This is a genomic window from Bacillus sp. XT-2 (assembly GCF_025696525.1).
Lineage (GTDB): Bacteria > Bacillota > Bacilli > Bacillales > Bacillaceae > Bacillus > Bacillus halotolerans.
This window is the reverse complement of sequence record NZ_JAHVOC010000005.1, coordinates 93,270-114,784: the sequence shown is the minus strand read 5'-3', so window position 1 is coordinate 114,784 and position 21,515 is coordinate 93,270. Positions and strand designations below refer to the sequence as shown.

General features: G+C 41.8%; 16 protein-coding genes and 2 pseudogenes. 12 read left to right on the top strand and 6 right to left on the bottom strand.

Features of this window, described 5'->3' with window-relative positions:
- Positions 1–87 precede the first annotated feature (87 nt).
- The 7 genes from KXD37_RS14570 to splB all read left to right on the top strand — a co-directional run bounded on the left by KXD37_RS14570 (position 88) and on the right by splB (position 7,825).
- A complete protein-coding gene (locus tag KXD37_RS14570) occupies positions 88–1,053 on the top strand; it encodes a LacI family DNA-binding transcriptional regulator (RefSeq protein ID WP_101865214.1) in 966 nt (321 codons plus the stop codon).
- A 61-nt stretch (positions 1,054–1,114) separates the two neighbouring features.
- On the top strand, positions 1,115–1,981 hold the full coding sequence (glcT, locus tag KXD37_RS14565; protein WP_038954190.1) for a glucose PTS transporter transcription antiterminator GlcT: 867 nt from the start codon (positions 1,115–1,117) through the stop codon (positions 1,979–1,981).
- 231 nt (positions 1,982–2,212) lie between these two features.
- The gene (gene ptsG / locus KXD37_RS14560; protein ID WP_024121195.1) at positions 2,213–4,312 is read left to right on the top strand and encodes a PTS glucose transporter subunit IIABC; all 2,100 of its coding nucleotides are present in this window, start codon (positions 2,213–2,215) and stop codon (positions 4,310–4,312) included.
- Positions 4,313–4,410: 98 nt separating this feature from the next.
- Positions 4,411–4,677 carry a phosphocarrier protein HPr gene (locus KXD37_RS14555; protein WP_010334034.1) on the top strand — a complete coding sequence of 89 codons (267 nt, stop codon included), beginning with the start codon at positions 4,411–4,413 and terminating at the stop codon, positions 4,675–4,677.
- On the top strand, positions 4,677–6,389 hold the full coding sequence (gene ptsP / locus KXD37_RS14550) for a phosphoenolpyruvate--protein phosphotransferase (protein ID WP_263463631.1): 1,713 nt from the start codon (positions 4,677–4,679) through the stop codon (positions 6,387–6,389). The genes KXD37_RS14555 and ptsP overlap by 1 nt, the downstream gene beginning before the upstream one ends.
- A gap of 90 nt (positions 6,390–6,479) precedes the next feature.
- Positions 6,480–6,719: a splAB operon transcriptional regulator SplA gene (gene splA, locus KXD37_RS14545; RefSeq protein ID WP_044156104.1), complete on the top strand. Its 240-nt coding sequence runs from the start codon at positions 6,480–6,482 to the stop codon at positions 6,717–6,719.
- 77 nt (positions 6,720–6,796) lie between these two features.
- A complete protein-coding gene (gene splB / locus KXD37_RS14540) occupies positions 6,797–7,825 on the top strand; it encodes a spore photoproduct lyase (protein WP_255004352.1) in 1,029 nt (342 codons plus the stop codon).
- Here splB and KXD37_RS14535 read toward each other — a convergent pair.
- Positions 7,818–8,520: pseudogene (locus KXD37_RS14535) on the bottom strand (GNAT family N-acetyltransferase). The gene splB and the pseudogene KXD37_RS14535 sit on opposite strands and share 8 nt — an antisense overlap.
- 157 nt (positions 8,521–8,677) lie before the next feature.
- On the opposite strand from KXD37_RS14535, the gene KXD37_RS14530 reads away from it, so the two are divergent.
- Positions 8,678–10,645, top strand: a complete 1,968-nt coding sequence (locus KXD37_RS14530; RefSeq protein ID WP_255004354.1) for a methyl-accepting chemotaxis protein — start codon at positions 8,678–8,680, stop codon at positions 10,643–10,645.
- A 137-nt stretch (positions 10,646–10,782) separates the two neighbouring features.
- The gene (locus tag KXD37_RS14525) at positions 10,783–11,649 is read left to right on the top strand and encodes an NAD(P)-dependent oxidoreductase (RefSeq protein ID WP_106020385.1); all 867 of its coding nucleotides are present in this window, start codon (positions 10,783–10,785) and stop codon (positions 11,647–11,649) included.
- A gap of 39 nt (positions 11,650–11,688) precedes the next feature.
- Here KXD37_RS14525 and KXD37_RS14520 read toward each other — a convergent pair whose 3' ends face one another.
- Positions 11,689–12,468, bottom strand: coding sequence for a CAP domain-containing protein (locus KXD37_RS14520; RefSeq protein WP_024121205.1), 780 nt, complete (start codon positions 12,466–12,468; stop codon positions 11,689–11,691).
- Positions 12,469–12,806: 338 nt separating this feature from the next.
- Here KXD37_RS14520 and KXD37_RS14515 point away from each other — a divergent pair, with 338 nt between their 5' ends.
- On the top strand, positions 12,807–14,930 hold the full coding sequence (locus KXD37_RS14515) for a peptidoglycan D,D-transpeptidase FtsI family protein (RefSeq protein ID WP_255004356.1): 2,124 nt from the start codon (positions 12,807–12,809) through the stop codon (positions 14,928–14,930).
- A 163-nt stretch (positions 14,931–15,093) separates the two neighbouring features.
- Positions 15,094–16,926, top strand: coding sequence for a sporulation histidine kinase KinA (gene kinA / locus KXD37_RS14510; protein WP_255004358.1), 1,833 nt, complete (start codon positions 15,094–15,096; stop codon positions 16,924–16,926).
- Here kinA and KXD37_RS14505 read toward each other — a convergent pair.
- Together KXD37_RS14505 and KXD37_RS14500 are read right to left on the bottom strand one after the other, a co-directional pair.
- Positions 16,923–18,106, bottom strand: a pseudogene (locus KXD37_RS14505) (aminotransferase A). The gene kinA and the pseudogene KXD37_RS14505 overlap by 4 nt on opposite strands.
- Positions 18,107–18,307: 201 nt before the next feature.
- A complete protein-coding gene (locus KXD37_RS14500) occupies positions 18,308–18,469 on the bottom strand; it encodes a hypothetical protein (protein ID WP_003238943.1) in 162 nt (53 codons plus the stop codon).
- 207 nt (positions 18,470–18,676) lie between these two features.
- On the opposite strand from KXD37_RS14500, the gene cheV reads away from it, so the two are divergent.
- On the top strand, positions 18,677–19,588 hold the full coding sequence (cheV, locus tag KXD37_RS14495) for a chemotaxis protein CheV (protein WP_024121210.1): 912 nt from the start codon (positions 18,677–18,679) through the stop codon (positions 19,586–19,588).
- A gap of 41 nt (positions 19,589–19,629) precedes the next feature.
- Here cheV and KXD37_RS14490 read toward each other — a convergent pair whose 3' ends face one another.
- Positions 19,630–20,094, bottom strand: coding sequence for a YkyB family protein (locus KXD37_RS14490; RefSeq protein WP_044156084.1), 465 nt, complete (start codon positions 20,092–20,094; stop codon positions 19,630–19,632).
- 125 nt (positions 20,095–20,219) lie between these two features.
- Entirely contained in the window at positions 20,220–21,512 is a 1,293-nt protein-coding gene (locus KXD37_RS14485) for an MFS transporter (protein ID WP_127695343.1), read from the bottom strand.
- Positions 21,513–21,515 lie beyond the last annotated feature (3 nt).

Sequence of the window (21,515 nt, the reverse complement as noted above, 5' to 3'; positions counted from 1 at the left end):
CAAAAAAACATCTAATCTGTCGGTACGTTCTTATCGTATTGTATGAAACGCATTCCAGATCAAGGGAAATCAGAAAGAAGGGAATTTATGGCTAATATTAAAGACATTGCAGACAAAGCCGGTGTCTCCGTTACGACGGTTTCCAGAGTCATAAACAATCATCCTTATGTAAGTGAAGAGAAAAGAAAAAGAGTGCTTGAAGCAATGGAAGTGTTGGAGTACACAAGAAATGTCCACGCTGTGCATTTGTCGAAGGGGTTTTCAAACATGATCGGTGTTGTGATGCCGACGATCGGCCTTCCTTATTTTGCGGAACTGATGGCGGGAATCTCAGACGCTGCCGCAGAATCAGGTATTCACCTCTCTTTATTCCAGACAAATTATGACGTGAAGAAAGAAATCTTTGCGCTGTCCCAATTAAAACAGCGCCAGGTTGACGGTTTGATTTTTTGCTCGAAGGCGCTGTCTGATGACAAGCTCAAGGAGTGGGAAGGGCCGATATTGCTTTGTCAGAATTCAAACAAGGGCGGATTTTCCACAATCAGCATTCCTCATCAAGCCGCATTCCGGGACGGACTCGACTATTTAATCGCCAAAGGGCACAAAAAAATAGCGATTTGCTTAGCGAGAAAAAAAGGCATGAACAGTCATTTTCGCATCAAAGCATATAAAGAAGCATTGGAAGAGATCGGAGAAACATTCAATGAAGAATGGGTGATCGAGAAAGCGATTACAATGAACGATGGGAAAGCGCTTTTTCATAAATGGAACAACTGGAGAGAAAGGCCGACGGCTATTTTTGTCGCGAATGACCAGGTATCGGCAGGGCTTTTACTCGAAGCGAAAGCTCAGAAAGTGTCTGTTCCGGATGAACTTGCGATCTTAAGCTTTGATAACCATGAAATCAGCCAATTGCTTGGGATATCAACTATCGATATTCAAGCGAAGGAAATGGGCAAGCAGGCGTTTGCCATGCTGGAAAAAAGGATTCAAGGTCAGCCGATTGAAAGCAGGGTTCTTGATTACCGTCTCATTGAAAGATCGACTGTTTAGTGAAAGCATGAAAAAAGGTTTGACGCGCATTCCGTTCGTTATGTACGATATGAGGTATTGAATGACAAAGGAGCTGAGGATCGTGAATGGGTCCTTTACAGTGAAAAAGGTACTGAATAATAACGTATTAATTGCTTCTCATCATAAATACAGTGAAGTAGTTTTGATAGGAAAAGGAATTGGTTTCGGAAAAAAACAAGATGATGTGATTGAAGATAAAGGGTACGATAAAATGTTCATTTTAAAGGACGAAAAGGAACAGAAGCAGTTTAAAAAGCTCCTCGACTATGTTGATGAAAAGCTCGTTGATATTTCAAACGATGTCATATACCATATCAGCAATCGGACAAACCGCTCACTAAATGAACATATTCATATTGCACTGACTGACCATATTGCATTTGCAATCAAAAGGCAGCAGCAGGGCTTTGATATGAAAAATCCTTTTTTAATGGAGACGCAGTCACTTTATCCGGATGAATATCAGATTGCCAAAGAAGTCATTGATATGATCAATGAAAAAGCGGGCATCTGCCTTCCGGAAGGGGAGATCGGTTTTATCGCCCTGCATATTCATTCAGCCCTGACGAATCGCCCGCTGTCCGAAGTCAATAAGCACTCTCAGCTGATGGCGCAGCTTGTAGAGGTGATTGAAGACTCGTTTCAAATGAAAGTAAATAAGGAAAGCGTCAACTATTTACGGCTTATCCGGCACATCAGATTTACGATAGAAAGAATTAAAAAAGAGGAACCGACTAAAGAACCAGAAAAATTAATGTTGTTATTGAAAAATGAATATCCGCTATGCTACAATACAGCTTGGAAATTGATTAAAATCTTGCAGCAAACATTGAAGAAACCAGTTCATGAGGCGGAAGCGGTTTATCTCACGCTTCATCTGTACCGATTAACCAATAAAATTTCATAAATTCAGTTTATCCTTTAAAAACGTGTTACTGATCCGATCAGGCATGAGTGATTGAGGGGAAAAAACGGGAAGGTCATTCTCGTTCTTTTGCGCACCCTATTTTGCTCATGCCTTTTTTGTTGTGTAAAAGGGCAAATGTAAACGGTTAAACTGGAAGACTTACGCCTGTGAATTCGTTGTCATGATTTTTAGCTGTAAGGTCAGACTAGTAAAAAGAGGAGGTCAATTCTTATGTTTAAAGCATTATTCGGCGTTCTCCAAAAAATCGGGCGTGCGCTTATGCTTCCAGTTGCGATTCTTCCTGCGGCGGGTATTTTGCTTGCGATCGGGAATGCAATGCAAAACAAGGACATGATTCAAGTCCTGCATTTCCTAAGCAATGACAATGTTCAGCTCGTAGCGGGTGTGATGGAAAGCGCTGGGCAGATTGTTTTCGATAACCTTCCGCTTCTTTTCGCAGTAGGTGTAGCCATCGGGCTTGCCAACGGAGATGGAGTTGCAGGGATAGCAGCAATTATCGGTTATCTGGTGATGAACGTATCCATGAGTGCGGTTCTTCTTGCAAACGGAACCATTCCTTCCGATTCAATCGAAAGAGCCAAGTTTTTCACGGAAAACCACCCGGCATATGTAAACATGCTCGGCATACCTACCTTGGCGACAGGGGTATTCGGCGGTATTATCGTCGGTGTGCTGGCGGCATTGTTGTTTAACAAATTTTATACAATTGAATTGCCGCAATATCTTGGTTTCTTTGCGGGTAAACGTTTCGTACCGATTATTACGTCAATTTCCGCACTGATTCTTGGTCTTATTATGTTAGTGATCTGGCCTCCGATCCAGCATGGATTGAATGCCTTTTCAACTGGATTAGTGGAAGCGAATCCAACCCTTGCTGCATTTATCTTCGGGGTCATTGAACGTTCGCTTATTCCATTTGGTCTGCATCATATTTTCTACTCGCCGTTCTGGTATGAATTCTTCAGCTACAAAAGTGCAGCCGGAGAGATCATCCGCGGGGATCAGCGCATCTTTATGGCGCAGATTAAAGACGGCGTACAGTTAACAGCAGGTACGTTCATGACAGGTAAATATCCATTTATGATGTTTGGTCTTCCTGCTGCGGCACTTGCGATTTATCATGAAGCAAAACCGCAAAACAAAAAACTTGTTGCAGGTATTATGGGTTCAGCAGCACTGACATCCTTCCTGACAGGGATCACAGAGCCATTGGAATTCTCATTCCTATTCGTTGCCCCTGTCCTATTTGCGATTCACTGTTTGTTTGCAGGGCTTTCATTCATGGTCATGCAGCTGTTGAATGTTAAGATTGGTATGACATTCTCCGGCGGTTTAATTGACTACTTCCTTTTCGGCATTTTACCGAACCGCACGGCTTGGTGGCTTGTCATCCCTGTTGGTTTAGGGATTGCGGTTATTTACTACTTCGGATTCCGATTTGCGATCCGCAAATTTAATCTGAAAACACCAGGCCGTGAGGATGCTTCAGCTGAAACAGCAGCATCCGGGAAAACAGGAGAAGCAGGCGACCTTCCTTACGAGATCCTGCAGGCCATGGGTGACCAGGAAAACATCAAACACCTTGATGCTTGTATCACTCGTCTGCGTGTGACTGTAAACGATCAGAAAAAGGTTGATAAAGACCGTCTGAAGCAGCTTGGCGCCTCCGGGGTTCTGGAAGTGGGCAACAATATTCAGGCGATTTTCGGACCGCGTTCTGACGGATTAAAAACACAAATGCAGGACATCATCGCGGGACGCAAACCAAGACCTGAACCGAAAACATCCGCTGAGGAAGAAGTAGGGCAGCAGGTTGAGGAAGTCATTGCAGAACCGCTGCAAAATGAAATTGGCGAGGAAGTCTTTGTTTCTCCGATTGCTGGAGAAATTCACCCAATTACTGATGTTCCTGACCAAGTCTTCTCAGGAAAAATGATGGGTGACGGCTTTGCGATCCTTCCTTCTGAAGGCATCGTCGTTTCTCCGGTACGAGGAAAAATATTAAATGTTTTCCCGACAAAACATGCAATCGGCCTGCAATCCGACGGTGGAAAAGAAATTTTGATCCACTTCGGCATTGATACGGTCAGCCTCAAGGGCGAAGGGTTTACGTCTTTCGTATCAGAAGGGGACCGCGTTGAGCCTGGACAAAAGCTTCTTGAAGTTGATTTGGACGCAGTAAAACCGAATGTACCGTCTCTGATGACACCGATCGTATTTACGAACCTTGCTGAAGGAGAAACGGTCAGCATTAAGGCAAGCGGATCAGTTAACAGAGAGCAAGAAGACATTGTGAAGATTGAAAAATAAGGGTATATAGTACGCTGTGCTTGTCAGATGACAAGTACGGCTGTATGATATAATATTGTGAAGTAATATAGCTTTAAGTTAAAAGGAGAATGATAAAAATGGCACAAAAAACATTCAAAGTAACTGCAGATTCTGGAATTCACGCTCGTCCTGCAACAGTTCTTGTACAAACTGCAAGCAAATACGACGCTGACGTTAATTTGGAATATAACGGCAAAACTGTAAACCTTAAATCAATCATGGGTGTTATGTCTCTTGGAATCGCTAAAGGCGCTGAAATCACAATTTCTGCTGCTGGCGCTGACGAAAACGATGCTCTTAACGCTTTAGAAGAAACAATGAAAAGCGAAGGACTCGGCGAGTAATGCAAGAATTAAAAGGGATTGGTGCTTCAGCCGGCATCGCGATTGCAAAAGCGTACCGGCTTGAAGAGCCAGATTTAACGGTTGAAAAGAAAAACATCTCTGATTCTGAAGCGGAAGTAAGCCGTTTTGATGAAGCGATTGCACGTTCTAAAGAAGAGCTCGAAAAAATCAAAGAGCATGCTTTGAAAGAACTGGGTCAGGATAAAGCTGATATTTTTTCTGCTCACCTTTTAGTTCTCAGTGACCCTGAGCTTCTGAATCCTGTGAAAGAAAAAATCAGCTCTGATTCTGTAAACGCTGAATTCGCTTTAAAAGAAACGTCTTCTATGTTCGTTACCATGTTTGAATCCATGGATAATGAATACATGAAAGAGCGTGCGGCAGATATCCGCGACGTAACAAAACGCGTAACGGGCCACCTGCTTGGCGTTGAAATTCCAAACCCAAGCATGATTTCAGAAGAAGTTATTATTGTAGCTGAAGACTTAACACCGTCTGACACGGCTCAATTAAACCGTGAGTTCGTAAAAGGATTCACAACTGATATCGGCGGACGCACATCTCACTCTGCCATCATGGCGCGTTCTCTTGAGATTCCTGCAGTTGTCGGAACGAAAGCGGCTACAGGCACGATCCAAAACGGCGTGACTGTTATCGTTGACGGTATTAATGGCGATGTCATTATCGATCCTTCTGCGGAAACTGTAAAAGAGTATGAAGAAAAACATAACGCTTATTTAGCTCAAAAAGCTGAGTGGGCGAAGCTGGTCAATGAACCGACTGTATCAAAAGACGGTCATCATGTAGAGCTTGCAGCGAATATCGGTACTCCAGATGATGTGAAGGGTGTTCTTGAAAACGGCGGAGAAGCAGTTGGTCTTTACCGTACAGAATTCCTTTACATGGGAAGAGATCAGCTGCCTACAGAAGATGAGCAGTTTGACGCTTACAAAACGGTTCTTGAGCGTATGGAAGGAAAATCAGTTGTCGTTCGGACACTTGATATCGGCGGAGACAAAGAGCTTCCTTACCTGCAGCTTCCTAAAGAAATGAACCCGTTCTTGGGCTACAGAGCGATTCGTCTTTGCCTTGAAGAGCAAGAAATCTTCAGAACACAGCTTCGCGCGCTGCTTCGTGCAAGTACATACGGAAACTTGAAAATCATGTTCCCTATGATTGCGACAGTTAACGAATTCAAAGAAGCGAAAGCGATCCTTCTTGAAGAGAAAGAAAAGCTTGTCAAAGCGGGACAAACTGTATCTGACGACATCGAAGTCGGTATGATGGTTGAGATTCCGTCAACTGCAGTTATCGCTGATCAGTTTGCTAAAGAAGTTGACTTCTTCAGTATCGGAACAAATGATTTGATCCAATACACAATGGCAGCTGACCGTATGAATGAACGTGTATCTTACCTGTATCAGCCATACAACCCTGCAATCCTTCGCTTAATTACACTTGTAATTGAAGCGGCACATAAAGAAGGAAAATGGGTCGGCATGTGCGGAGAAATGGCAGGAGATGAAATTGCGATTCCGATTCTTCTTGGCTTAGGCTTAGATGAGTTCTCAATGAGCGCAACTTCTATCCTTCCGGCAAGAACACAAATCAGCAAATTGTCTAAACAAGAAGCTGAGTCATTCAAAGAGAAAATCTTATCTATGAGCACGACAGAAGAAGTTGTCGCGCTCGTAAAAGAAACATTCAAGTAATTCACAAAAACCAGACGGCCTCCGGCCTGTCTGGTTTTTTTCATAATCTGGGATGCAGCGGGGCACAATAACATGGCTAGGAGGGATAGAATGTCAAACGAATTTAACGCAGGAGATACAGTCTACGTCATCTACAGAAATCCGCACGCCGCCAATGTTGCTCATATAAAGGAAGCTGAAATTGTGCATCACCCATACCATGAGGGTGAGCTTTCCCTGTTTATATTTGAAACCTATCATCCGTTTGCTGAGGATGATGCTGTTTTTGCAAGCTATGAAGAAGCAAAAACACTTTACAAAGAATTATTTGATATCGATCCGTACGAGTAACAAGGAAAACATTACAACTCATATCCTTTCCGCCTTATGAGAAAAGTAACGGTAGAAAAGGAAAAGGATGTGGCACCATGCAGAACCCATTTGTTCCGCAGCTCGTTTATATTGAACCGAGAGCAATGGAATATCCATTGGCACAGGAATTACATGATAAATTTGAAAAAATGGGCATCGAAATCAGAGAAACGACGTCCCATAACCAAGTGCGCAATATTCCTGGTAAAAACCATCTTCAGCAATACCGTAATGCAAAATCAACTTTAGTTATCGGTGTCCGAAAAACATTAAAGTTTGATTCTTCAAAACCGTCAGCTGAATATGCGATCCCGTTTGCGACAGGCTGTATGGGGCATTGCCATTACTGCTATTTACAAACCACAATGGGAACAAAACCCTATATCAGAACCTATGTAAATGTCGAAGAAATCTTGGACCAGGCGGATCAGTATATGAAAGAACGTGCACCGGAGTTTACAAGGTTTGAAGCTTCATGTACCTCGGATATTGTGGGCATCGACCATTTGACACATACGCTCAAGCACGCCATTGAACATTTTGGACAGAGTGAGCTTGGCAAGCTCAGATTTGTCACGAAGTTTCACCATGTTGATCACCTTTTGGATGCGAAACATAACGGGAAAACAAGATTCAGATTCAGCATAAATGCTGACTATGTGATTAAGAATTTTGAGCCGGGAACCTCTCCTCTCGATAAACGGATTGAAGCGGCTGTAAAAGTAGCGAAAGCAGGCTACCCGTTAGGCTTTATTGTTGCGCCGATTTACATCCATGAAGGCTGGGAGGATGGATACAGACATCTGTTTGAAAAACTTGATGCCGCTTTGCCGCAGGATGTCAGACAGGATATTACCTTTGAATTGATTCAGCATCGATTTACGAAGCCGGCGAAACGAGTCATTGAGAAGAATTATCCAAAAACAAAGCTTGAGTTAGATGAAGAAAAGCGGCGCTATAAATGGGGACGCTACGGGATCGGAAAATATATTTATCAGAAAGATGAAGAGCATGTGCTTCGAGAAACGCTTGAATCTTATATCGATACGTATTTTCCTATTGCAAAAATTGAATATTTCACGTAAACGGGCTGTCAGCTTTACAGCTCGTTTTTTCATAAAAAGGGATTTTTCCACTCCATCAAAACCCCGTAATTCAAGGATTCTTCATCGTCCAAATAATTGCTGACGATGCAGAGCGGTGAACGGCCGCAATGGAGGAGAAATGACAGTACAGGATCTTTCTTTTTTCCTTCTATAACATCCTCTACATATTGTGAAGCACTGATCTCATGTGCGTACTTATGATAAAAAGGAATACGTCCGCCGCCGAGTAACCGTTCCATTCGCATTTCAACGGCTAATTCATACATCGTATTCATCAGCCATTTCCCTATTCCAAGCTTCCGGTAATGCGGTGAAACCGAAATATCAACTACATATAACGTATTTGCCTGCGGATCATGACATGTAATATAGCCGTTATCTGTTGTCTCCGCCCATGTATGCTCGGGAGCATCAGGATCAAATTGCACGATAAGGGAAGTCATCGAACCGACGATTTCACCATTAACCAGCGCGCATAAGGCGCCTTCCGGAAAGGTGTTGATATGGCTGTCAAGCTGTTCTTCTGACCACAGCAATTCCTGCGGAAATGGAGGGGGAAAACACTCTTTCTGAAGGGAAAGCAATCCCTCAATGTCTGTTCTTGAATAATTTCTGATCGTCAGCCGCTCAAATTTAATGCCATTATGGACATACATCTGTTTAAAAATGATAATCACTCTCCTTGTGCTGTTTATTATATCGTAATCCAAACTGCTGAAGCACAATTAGTTTGAATTTTCAGTAAATATCTTGTAATTTCATTATAATTTATTTTATGTTTATTCATTTTTTGGGTGAAAAGGCCGATATAGAAAATAGGAGGGGATTGGTTTGTTTAAAAAACTTCACATGAAGATTGCTGTTTTCGTTTCTATCATGTTAGTCGTCACAGTTGTTCTTTTGATGCTTTCTTCTTACCTGACGTTAAAACCGATGATTACAGAGGATGGGAAAAACACGACACAAAACGTAACAAACTCGCTTGAACAAAATATCGAACTGCAATTAAAGAGTTATGACATTTCGCTGTTAAGATTGGCAAATGGAGAGTTAACACGTGCATTTGTGACAAACTCAAGTAAAGCAGCTTCCAGGCTGTTTAATGATGACATTAAACAAATTAAAGAAAACGATGATTATGTGGCGATGGCCTATATAGGAACCGCAAAAAAAGAAATGTTTACATATCCGAAAGCAGAATTTGCAAAAGATTATGATCCGGTTTCTAGACCATGGTATAAGCGCGCGGCTGAAACACCCGATAAAGTCGTCTGGACGGAACCCTATAAAGATGTCGTGACGGGAGAAATGATCGTCACAGCCTCAAAAGCAGTTCTTGACGGGCAGAAGGTGATAGGCGTTGCCAGTTATGATCTGAAACTTTCTTCCATCCAGACCATGGTAAATAAGCAAAAGGTGCCATACAATGGCTTTGCTTTTTTAGCTGATGCAAGCGGCAATCTTTTAGCACATCCGTCAAACCAAGGAAAAAATATCTCCAAGGACCAAACATTAAAAACCATTGCATCTGACAAAAACGGGATACAAGATGCAAAGGGAAAAATGATTGTGTATCAAACGGTTGGAGAAACGGGATGGAAAGTCGGAACACAATTTGACACAAATAAATTAATGTGGATTTCAGATAAAATGAATCGGGCGAACCTTTTCATCTCACTCATCGCGCTGGCGGTGACGATTATTCTCAGCTACTTCCTCGCCAAAACAATAACCGGGCCGATCCAGCAGCTGATTGCAAAAACAAAGGCCGTCTCTGCAGGCGATTTGACAGTGCATGCAGAGTCAAAGACCAAGGATGAAGTCGGCATGTTAACAAGAGACTTTAATCAGATGGTTGAAAACATGAAGGAAATGGTGGAACAAGTCAGACATTCTTCAGGAAAAGTGTCTGACACCTCTGAACAATTAACAGCTGTCTCCGCTGAAACCAATGAAACGAGCGGACAAATTGCGAAAGCGATCGAAGAAGTGGCAGCAGGGGCAACGGAACAGGCTTCAGAAGTTGAGACCATTAACGAAAAATCAGAAAACCTGTCTGCTAAAATCAGACGAATTGCTGATCAGGCAGGCGGCATGAAAGCACGTTCAAAATCCTCAGAGGATGCAAGCTATAAAGGGCTTGACGCGCTCGGCCAGCTGCTGATGAAATCAAACGAAGCCAATACGGAAACAAAGAAAGTCGAAACGATGCTGCTGGATTTGGAAAATCAAACGAAGAATATAGAAGAAGTGGTTACTGCGATTTCAAATATTTCGGATCAAACCAATTTACTTGCCTTAAATGCCAGTATTGAAGCAGCCAGAGCCGGTGAAAGCGGACGCGGATTTGCTGTCGTGGCTGAAGAGGTGCGGAAGCTTGCCGAGCAGTCAGCGCTTTCCACCAAGCATATCAGTGAGACAGTGAAGTTGATTCAGCTTGAAACAAAAGAGGCTTCCCATGCAATGGTCGAAGCAAGTAAAATGAATGATGAACAAAACAGTGCAATTCATGAGACTGGCGAAGTATTAAACACCATCACCGCGGAAATGCAGTCACTTGTTCAAGGTATTGATCAAATTTACGAAGAAATACAAAGAATGAGTGAAGAACAGCTTGCCATTTCTGAAGCGATTCAAAGCATCTCAGCTATATCACAGGAATCGGCTGCTGCAGCGGAGGAAGTCAACGCCTCAACCGATGAACAGCTGATCACGCTTGAGAAAGTCAAACACTCAACTGATACATTAAAACATGCAAGCCAAGAGCTTATGAACGCTATTGCTAAATTTACATTATAATCATCATTGGATACCCAAGACTTTTTCAAGTTTTGGGTTTTTTTATTTTTTAGACTCTACTATATGATTACTAGATATGGTAGTCTAGAAAATGATAAATTTTAACTAAATGAAATCTAACGTCTGGGGGAATTTACTTGAAAAAAACAGTCGGTTTTATCGGTCTTGGAGTAATGGGAAACAGTATGGCTTCACATATCCTTAAAGATGGACATCACGTATTGGTGTATACCCGGACAAAAGCAAAAGCGGACAGCATACTGGAAAAAGGCGCGGTGTGGAAAGACACTGTAAAAGAACTATCGAAAGAAGCGGATATCATTATTACAATGGTAGGCTATCCCAGTGATGTAGAAGAAGTGTATTTCAGCAGCAGCGGAATTATTGAAAATGCTAAAAAAGGCGCGTATCTCATTGATATGACGACTTCCAAACCGTCGTTAGCCAAAAAAATTGCGGAGACAGCCAAAGAAAAATCATTATTTGCCTTAGACGCACCTGTTTCAGGAGGTGACATCGGCGCGCAAAACGGAACACTGGCGATTATGGTCGGAGGGGAAAAAGAAGCGTTTGAAGCTTGCCTGCCCATCTTCACTTTAATGGGAGAGAATATTCAATATCAAGGGTCAGCAGGAAGCGGACAGCACACAAAGATGTGTAATCAAATCGCGATTGCAGCAGGTATGATCGGTGTAGCCGAAGCGATGGCTTATGCCCAAAAATCAGGCCTTCAGCCGGAAAATGTCCTGAAGAGCATTACAACTGGGGCGGCAGGAAGCTGGTCATTATCAAATCTTGCCCCGCGTATGCTGAAAGGTGATTTTGAGCCAGGATTTTATGTAAAGCATTTTATCAAAGATATGGGAATTGCTTTAGAGGAAGCTGAATTAATGGGTGAAGAAATGCCAGGTTTGTCGCTTGCGAAATCATTATATGACCAACTTGCCGCACAAGGAGAAGAAAACAGCGGGACCCAAAGTATATATAAGCTTTGGGTGAAATAAAAAGAGATTGCCTGTCCAAAACAGGCAATCTCTTTTTTATTATTTTCCGATGAATTGCTGTGTCCAGTAGCTGCCGGATTCAACATAACCGACACCGATGTGTGTGAAGTTAGGGTTAAGAATGTTTTTTCTGTGGCCCTCACTGTTCATCCAAGCTTTTACTACTTCTTCAGGTGTTTTTTGTCCTTTAGCAATGTTTTCACCAGCTGTTTTGTAGCTGATTCCGAAAGATTTCATCATATCAAACGGTGAGCCGTACGTTGGGCTTTGGTGATCAAAATAGTTCTTGTCTTTCATATCCTGTGATTTTGCATGTGCAGATTTGCTTAATGTTTCATCAATTTGTAGCGGTTTTAAACCTTGTTTTTGTCTTTCTGCATTTGTCAGCTCAACAACTTTTTTCTCATATGCACTTACAGATGAAGGTGCAGCTGTTGTTGTATTATTGCTTGTTTTTTCAGGAGTAGCCGGTGCTTTAGCAGCAGTGCTTTTATCAGCAGCGGCTTTTTCAGGAGCCTTTTGGGCTGGCTTTGCAGCTTCCGGCTTTTGAACATCCTGAATCTTCATGTTGGATTGTTTCGCGTGCTTTTGAAGAAGCTTCTCGAGATCTTTTTCGTTAGCCGCGTTTAGTGTTTTTATATTTGTTTTAATATGTAGCTTTTTCACTACATCCTTAAGTGTAAGGTTTTGCACTGTGTTCCCCGTTTTGACCGTTACCACAGGCTGGCAGGAGAGTTCTTTCGCTGATGCTTGCTGTACGCCTCCGAATGTGAATAATCCCACCGCAGCGGCAGCTGATAAAATAAATGCTTTTTTCATTAGTTCGTAACCTCCTAGAGTTGTTTGTTTTCTACAAAAAAATCATAACATAGCTTTTTTGTCATAAAGAATCCATCACTTTCCTTTGACAAATGATGATTGTCATTTTTGTAATCAAAACGCGCTAAACCGCTGATGGCAAGCGAGTAATGCGTATGTAGTGACTTTATCTCACAGTTACATAGCTTCCTATTTTTTGAATCGTTAGTTATATTTTAATGTATTTCATTATTGACAACTTTTTTTATCCCTTTTCGCTGTAACAACTATTACAAAGGTGTTACAATTAAAAACAGTATATGTAAATATATTGAATGATTTGAGAGGGGTAACCAGAAGTGACTGAAATAGGACGTGAACCAAAGAAAAAGCGAAAAGGAAGCAGAGCAATCAGAATGAATCTGTATTTCCTAGCGGTCTTTGTTCTATTTACTGCATTAATCTTTAAGCTTGGCGTTGTTCAAATTGTCGAAGGCGAACAGCATGAAGAAAACGCTGAGAAAGCTAATGCGAAGACAGCGTATTACCCAGCGCCTCGGGGGAAGATGTATGACAGAAACGAGAAAGTGGCTGTTGATAACCAGAGCGTGCCGGAAATTGTGTATGTCTCAACATCAAGCACAAAAACAGAGGACAAAATCAAAACAGCTAAACGGCTTGCCGCTTTGATCGATATTGATACCGAATTTTTAAAGGATAGAGATTTACGTGATTACTGGCTCGCTTCTCATCCAAAAAAAGCTCTCAACCTGTTAAAGGAATCTGAAAGCAATCTGAAGGGGACACAGGCTTACAAGCTTCAAGTTGAACGCGTCCCGGCTGAAGAATTGAAGGCCATCCAGCGGGATGACGAAGAAATGCAAACCGCGGCCATATACACAAGATTTTCAAGCGGGAATGCGTATGAACCTCAGATTGTAAAAGCGATGGACCCAAATGACAGCAACGGCAACGGCAAAAACGGATCATTGCTTGATGAAAAGAAAAACTCCTCGCAAAGACCGAAAAATGATTTAACATATGATGAAATTTCTATTGTGTCTGAGCATTTAGAAGAGCTGCCGGGGATAGATGTCGTAAACGATTGGACACGAAAATACCCTTATGACAAAACACTTTATTCCGTTTTTGGAGGTGTCACAACACCTGATCAAGGGCTGCTCAGCGACCGGAAAGACTTTTATGTTACGAGAGGCTATGCGAGTAATGACAGAGTCGGCAAAAGTTATTTGGAGTATCAATATGAGGACTATTTAAATTCTCATAAAGAAAAAGTGGAATACGTGGAAGACAATAAAGGAAATGTCGTCAGCCAGAAAACAATCGACAAAGGCAGCAGGGGCTATGATCTTCGGCTTTCTTTTGACATGGAGCTTCAGGCAAAGGTAGAAAAGATCATTGAAGAAGAAGTAAGAAACAGCCGTGCACGCGGAAATTACATGCTTGACAGAGCCTTTGTCGTGATGATGGATCCGAATAACGGCGATATTTTATCGATGGCAGGGAAAAAGATAGAATTAAAAACCAACAAAATTGAAGATTATGCGATAGGGGCATTTACCACCCAATATGAAATGGGATCAGCAGTAAAGGGTGCCACCGTGCTAGCCGGCTATCAGGACGGGATCCCGCATTATAAATATTTTGTTGACATGCCACTGTATTTTGCAGGAAACGGTAATAAGCCTAAGAAGTCCTATATGAATATGGGAACTATTAATGAATTAACGGCATTGCAAAAAAGCTCAAACGTATACATGTTTAATGTCGCCATGCACATTGCCGGTGTCACATACAAGCCGCATGGACCTCTTCCTGCTGACCAGAAGGATTTAAACAAAATGAGAAATTACTACAGCCAATTTGGTCTGGGAGTAAAGACAGGTATCGATCTGCCGCAGGAATCAGCCGGTATGCAAACTACACCTGATGCGGTAGGGGGGTTAATTTTAGACTTGGCCATTGGACAATACGATACATATACACCGCTTCAAATGGCTCAGTACATCTCATCAATTGCCAATGGGGGGTACCGCATTCAGCCAAGAATTGTTACAAGTGTTCATGAGCCCAGCAAAAAAGAAGGCCTTGGGAAGACCATTGAACAAAGAAAGCCAAACATTCTCAACAAAATTAACAACTCAGAAAGTGACATTCAGCAGGTGAAGACTGGAATGAAGCTAGTTACCACTTCGGGAACAGCTAGAAATACGTTTGCAGAGGATGTTTCCGGAAAAACAGGAACTGCTCAAACATTTTATTACGGAACAAATCGTAATTGGTGGGGAAAAAGCACGTACAATCTAACATTTGTCGGCTATTATCCGTCAAAAAATCCAAAAGTGGCATTCAGTGTTGTTGTTCCTTCTGTAGCGAACGACCACGACCCGATCAACAAACTCATTGCCAAAAGAGCTATCCACGCCTACGCAGAGCTCGAAAAAAAACACAGTAAAAAATAAAAAAAAGGGTGCACAACTAAAAGATTGTGTGCCCTTTCTTTTATTCAAAAATTGACGTTCACCATAAGAATAGAAGGAGAATACTCATTTTCTAGCGAATCATACTAGGTAAAAGTCAATCTGTATATGTCGAAACACGATGATCATGCAAAGGAGGGATTCTGTGGAACAGGATACGCAGCATGTTAAACCACTTCAAACAAAAACCGATATTCATGCAGTCTTGGCCTCTAATGGACGCATCATTTATATATCAGCCAACTCCAAACTGTATCTGGGTTATCTCCAGGGAGAAATGATCGGATCATTCCTCAAGACATTTCTGCATGAGGAAGACCAATTTTTAGTTGAAAGCTATTTTTATAATGAACATCATCTGATGCCGTGCACCTTTCGTTTCATTAAAAAAGATCATACGATTGTATGGGTGGAGGCTGCAGTAGAAATTGTGACGACGAGAGCTGAGCGGACGGAACGGGAAATCATTTTGAAAATGAAGATTCTCGAAGAAGAGTCCGGGCATCAGCCTCTTAACTGCGAAAAACATGAAATTGAGCCTGAGAACCCGGAATCAACTACATATATAACGGATGATTATGAGCGGCTAGTTGAAAATCTTCCAAGCCCGCTATGCATCAGTGTCAGCGGCAAAATCGTCTATGTAAACAGCGCGATGCTTTCCATGCTGGGAGCAAAAAGCAAGGATGCTGTTATTGGCAAATGGTCCTATGAATTTATTGAGGAAGAGTATCATGATATCGTGAAAAACAGAATTATACGAATGCAAAAAGGAATAGAAGTCGGAATGATTGAACAGACGTGGAAAAGGCTTGATGGCACACCTGTTCATTTAGAAGTGAAAGCGTCCCCGACCGTCTACAAAAACCAGCAGGCTGAACTGCTTCTGCTAATCGATATCTCTTCAAGGAAAAAATTCCAAACCATCCTGCAAAAAAGCCGTGAACGATATCAGCTGCTGATTCAAAATTCAATCGATACTATTGCTGTGATTCATAATGGGAAATGGGTGTTTATGAATGAGTCGGGAATTTCGCTGTTTGAAGCGGCGACCTATGAGGATTTAATCGGCAAAAATATATACGATCAGCTCCACCCTTGCGATCATGAGGACGTGAAAGAGAGAATCCAAAACATTGCCGAGCAAAAAACAGAATCGGAAATCGTTAAACAATCATGGTTTACCTTTCAGAACAGGGTCATCTACACGGAGATGGTCTGCATTCCGACGACCTTTTTCGGTGAAGCGGCTGTCCAAGTCATTCTGCGTGATATTTCTGAGAGAAAACAAACAGAGGAACTCATGCTTAAATCAGAAAAGTTATCTATCGCAGGACAGCTCGCAGCGGGAATCGCGCATGAGATCCGCAATCCGCTGACCGCGATCAAAGGGTTTTTACAGCTGATGAAACCGACGATGGAAGGAAATGAACATTATTTTGACATTGTATTCTCTGAGCTCAGCCGAATTGAATTAATACTCAGTGAACTGCTGATGCTGGCGAAGCCCCAGCAGAATGCCGTTAAAGAGCATTTGAACTTGAAAAAACTAATTGGTGAAGTCTCTGCGCTGCTGGAAACCCAGGCGAATTTAAACGGGATTTTCATCAGAACCCGTTATGAGAAAGACAGCATTTATATAAACGGGGACCAAAATCAGCTAAAGCAGGTATTCATTAATTTAATAAAAAATGCAGTAGAATCTATGCCTGACGGAGGCACTGTAGACATTATCGTAACAGAGGATAAGCATTCTGTTCATGTTACCGTCAAGGACGAAGGGGAGGGCATACCTGAAAAGGTGCTCAACCGTATTGGAGAACCATTTTTAACGACAAAAGAAAAGGGAACGGGACTCGGGCTGATGGTAACATTTAATATCATTGAGAATCATCAAGGCGTTATCCATGTAGACAGCCAGCCGGATAAAGGCACAGCGTTTAAAATCTCATTTCCAAAAAATAAAACAACGGCTTAAACGCCGTTGTTTATATCGTTTGCATCGATTCCCTTTTCTTTAGTACAAATAATTCTAAACGATCTAATCCTTCTCTTAATGTGTCCAGCGAGTATGCAAAAGACAGCCTTACATATCCTTCACCAAACGCTGAGAACGAGCTGCCGGGCACAAGCGCCACACCAGCATCCTCCAAAAGAGCCATACTAAAGTCAAACGAAGACATCCCAAAGGATTTAATAGAAGGAAAAATATAAAATGCGCCAGACGGTTTTACGACATCAAGCCCCATAGACACGAGGCGGTCATACACATAATCGAGCCGTTTTTTGTACTGCTCTCTCATGATCAGTGCGTCGTCAAATCCGTTAGTCACAGCTTCAAGCGCTGCCTTCTGAGAAATAGAGGACGCACATGACACATTGTATTGATGAACCTTTAATATGTGTTTTGCTATGTCTTTCGGAGCGAATAAAAATCCGATTCTCCATCCCGTCATGCTGTGGGACTTTGACAAGCCGTTAATGACAATGGTTTGATCCCGCAAATGTGTTGCAATCGAATGGTGCGGTCTGTCATATGTTAATTCGCTGTATATTTCGTCTGACAATACGAAGACATTTCTGCCTTTTAATAGAGCCGCGATGCTTTTCAGCTCTTCTTCAGATAATGTCACACCGGTAGGGTTTGACGGATAAGGAAGCACGACACACTTGGTATTGGGAGTCAGAGCTTCTTCAATCAGCCGGGCTGTGAGCTTAAACCCGTGAGACGTCGTGTCAACAATGACAGGCTTGGCACCGCATAAATTGATAATAGGTTCATAACCCGGGTATATCGGACCTGGCATAATGACTTCATCGCCGGGAGACAGAATGGTGCGGAATGCTGCATCAATGGCTTGGCTTGCTCCCGTTGTGATCATTATTTCACTTTCAGCTTCATAGTTGAAGTCTGCTTTTTTCTTCATATAAAGCTGAACAGCTTGTCTCAATTCCAGGTAGCCGGCATTTGGAGTGTATGACGTAACATTGTCATCAATGGCTTTTTTTGCGGCAGCTTTCACATGATGCGGCGTGAAAAAATCAGGCTGGCCGATCGTAAGTGAAATGACATTTTCGTGTTGAGATACAAGATTTGAGAATTTGCGTATTCCTGAAATTTCAATTTCTCTGGCTTTCGGATTCAGCAAATGTTCCATAATTCATCACCTTAATATATATAATGAGTTTCTCCTATTTTACCACTAGCTGGCCATTTGTCACCTTTTTAACCGATATATTTCGATTGTATGCGCCTATTTACTAAACATACCTTCCTTCTCAGAAAAAAAGAAGACAACCAGCGATTTGATTGTCTTTATTGTATCATGTTCTATTATTGTTTATATGTGCCAATTTCATCAATAACCATAGTCAAAATGAAGGTCTTCGTGCCAAATCATGTACGGGGGATGCTCTTCTTGAAGATCAGCAGATTCTTTCTTCATATGAAGATAAGTCTCTTCACTGATATCCTCTAAAACAGTCATTTCATTTTCTTTAAATATTACTAAAGTACCCATTATTTACACCCTTCTTTGGAAAAATCCTTGACTATTTTATCACTGTCAGTTGGAAAGTCAATGGCCATTAGGAAAAAAGTTTCTTTTTTTAAGGTTATCAGCATAACTGTCGCCAGAATAGGATTTTGAAGAGCCTCACCATTCATTTTTTATAATTTGCGCCGATATATACAGTACAATACTGAATGCGAATAGCGAGGGATTGAATTGTCGTTACAACAATACGAAATTTTATTGGATTCTGGTACAAATGAATTAGAAATTGTGAAGTTTGGCGTTGGTGGCAATGCTTTCGGCATTAACGTCATGAAAGTAAGAGAGATTATTCAGCCTGTCGAGGTCACATCAGTGCCTCACTCCCACCAGCATGTTGAAGGAATGATTAAACTAAGAGGAGAAATTCTCCCAGTCATCAGCCTGTTTTCCTTTTTCGGAGTTGAGCCTGAGGGATCAAAAGACGAGAAGTATATCGTAACCGAATTTAATAAGCGAAAAATTGTTTTCCATGTCGGGTCTGTTTCTCAAATTCACAGGGTTTCATGGGAAGCGATTGAAAAACCGACTTCCTTAAATCAAGGAATGGAGCGGCACCTCACAGGGATTATCAAACTGGAAGAAACGATGATCTTTTTGCCTGATTATGAAAAAATCATCTATGATATCGAATCAGACTCAGGTGTTGATACGTACAATATGCATACCGAGGGCTTTGATGAAAGAAGAACTGATAAAAAGCTTATCATTGTAGAAGACTCACCGCTTCTGATGCGTCTTTTAAAAGATGAATTAACCGAAGCCGGATACAACAATATTACAGCGTTTGAGAATGGAAAAGACGCATATGACTATATCATGAACCTTACCGAAAGCGGCAATGATTTAACAGAACAGATCGATATGATCATCAGTGATATTGAAATGCCGAAAATGGACGGACACAGGCTGACAAAGCTGCTTAAAGACAATCCGAAGAGTTCTGATGTGCCGATTATGATTTTCTCATCATTAATTACAGATGATTTGCGTCACCGGGGAGAAGTAGTCGGCGCCGATGAGCAAATCAGCAAGCCGGAAATCAGCGATCTGATTAAAAAAGTGGATACGTATGTGATCGATTAATAAAAAAAGCCGGATGCCATAAGTGGCATCGGCTTTTTTGATTAAAAATAACTCTCGCCGAGTTTCTTAAAGACAGGCTTATGATAAGCGGGCTGCTGGCGATTCGTCACAAGCGGCTTTTCTTTCATGCCGACGTATTCTTGCAATAGGTGTTTTGCTTTTGTTAAAGACATTTGAGCTTTAGGATTTCGGTACGACTGATTAAGTGTACCTAAATGCGGAAGATGTTCGAAGTCTTCTTTAGTTGGAGGCATGTGAAAATAGTAGTCTCCGATTGAGATAAGCACGTCCGATTGCTGTTGGCTGAACCTTGGATTTTTTGAAAAATGAAGCCCTATTTTCTTTCCTTTACCTTCTTTGACAAGCTTTTGCAAAGCCCGTTTTTTCAGCAGATATAGGTATTTAGGGTTGGGGGCGGTTTTTGCATGGCGGTTCACGGTGTAAACTGCTTTTGAAAGATTTTCTACGGTTGGCTGCAGATCTTTCGAGTATGCATGGTCGTCCATTATTTCTCTCCTTTGCTCTTATCAAATTTCTTATGATTAGATTATACTTTTTTAAGGTTGAAATGCAAATATTGAATGCAAAAATGCGCTTTTTCTATGGAAAAAAAGCGCATTTTCAACTTATATTATACAGATTTTGCTTTCTTTTTCGGCTGAGCCTGAAATGTTTCCTGTACATTCACTTCCACAGCCTGCGCACTGTATTTTGGCAGTGCGACAAAATAGAAAATGAAAACAGCTAAGATGAAAACGCCCATGCCGTAATACAAATAATCGATGTTTGATACAAACTTAGGGAATAACAGCGCCACTAAGCCAAGTGTCAAAGACTGCGCAAACATCATAAAAGGATCTTGCCAGCCGCTTACACGTCCCATAAGCTTCGGATTGACAATCTTAGGCATCCATCCCCCAATGGCGATGTTTACCGGACCGATGCACATCCCCAGTACAAAAGTAGTTGCATAGTACACCCATAAAACTTTGGTGTAGCCAAGGACAAAAATCAGCAAGCCCGCAATTAAAATCGGCACCGACATTAAAAAGTGAGGCTTCACTTTTTTAGAGATTAACGTGCCGATCACACTTCCTGCCAAAAGCCCAAACCCGATTGCGATCGTAAAAACGGATGTATGCCATTCATAACGGTCGGGGGCCAGTCCATACTTCATTGTAAACATTGGCAATACAGCAAATCCTCCGTTCACAAAACCAAAAACAAAGAAACCGAAAATAAGAGAGGCCAGCAGCTTGTTTTTTAAAATGTAGACAATGCCTTCCTTAAAATCGTTTATCGAATCCTTGACGGAAGCTTGTCTCCAGTTAAATGTGCCGTTCGGCTGTCTGGCTTCTTTCGGAATCCGGCAGGTGCGGATAAGCAGGCCGGAAATAATAAAGCTGACAAAATCAAGAATAATCGCTCCATGAATTCCGATTGTGTTATACATAAAAGCACCGATTCCAACGCCAAATACCATAAAGATACTAAAAAGCATCTGATTAAGCCCGGCCGCTTTCGCATAATGCTCCTTCGGCAGGATGGCTTGTACTAAACTGTTTTCTGCAGGAAAGAAAAACTTGGTTACAGCGCTTCTGACAAACAATATACAGAAAACAAGAGGAATATTGCCGGTAAATAAAGTGAAAAAAAGTACGACAGTCAGGGCGGCTCTGATCCAATCACAGTTTTCCGCGACTTTTTTTCTGTCAAACCGGTCCGCAACGACTCCCACAAGCAAAAACACAAATACTGTAGGAAGGGAATACATCAGTTCAGCCAAGGTTGTATAAGAAGGCTGGCTGCTGAAGCGGTCCAGCAAGAAAAAAGCAAATGCCATGTTGCCTACTGTCGTGCCCATTTGAGAAGCGAGTGCTGCGAAAAATAGACGAACAAAATTACGATTTTTAAATATATCCATAAA